The organism is Leucobacter sp. M11 (assembly GCF_035726885.1).
In the GTDB taxonomy this organism is placed as follows: Bacteria; Actinomycetota; Actinomycetes; order Actinomycetales; family Microbacteriaceae; genus JAPFRB01.
Genome location: NZ_JAPFRB010000002.1, coordinates 560,668 through 561,203, shown reverse-complemented (window position 1 = coordinate 561,203; position 536 = coordinate 560,668). Strand labels below are relative to the sequence as shown.

Sequence of the window (536 nt, the reverse complement as noted above, 5' to 3'; positions counted from 1 at the left end):
AGCTGCGGCAGAGCCCGGGCACCGTCTCGTTTGTGGCCGGTGACCCGTCCGTGGGCAAGAAGGGCACGAGTTTCCTGAGGGTCTCCGGCGGGGACAAGGTCGCTGACGGGAAGCAGTCGCACACCGCGACCGCCAGAGTCTTGGACGCGAACAAGAACCCGGTTGCGGGCGTATCGGTGACGTTCTCCGTGCCGACGGAGTCCGGTGCTTCGCTGAGTCAGACGAGCGCGAGGACCAACGCCCAAGGGATCGCGACCGTGTCCGTGACCGCCACGAAGGCCGGGAAGGTGCCGGTGAGCGCGACGGTGTCGGGCACGAACCTGAGGCAGAGCCCGGGCACGGTGTCGTTTGTCGCCGGTGACCCGTCCGTGGGCAAGAAGGGCACGAGTTCCCTGCGGGTCTCCGGCGGGGACAAGGTCGCTGACGGCAAGCAGGCCCACACCGCGACCGCGACCGTCCTCGACGCGAACAAGAACCCGGTTGCGGGGGCGACGGTGACCTTCTCGGTTCCCTCGACGTCCGGTGCCTCGTTGAGC

At 68.5% G+C, this 536-nt stretch carries 1 protein-coding gene; it reads left to right on the top strand.

Translation table 11 applies throughout. The features are described from left to right. Nucleotides 1–536 (top strand): Ig-like domain-containing protein (locus tag OOT08_RS07025; protein ID WP_325091884.1); only part of this gene is annotated, 536 nt, incomplete at both ends.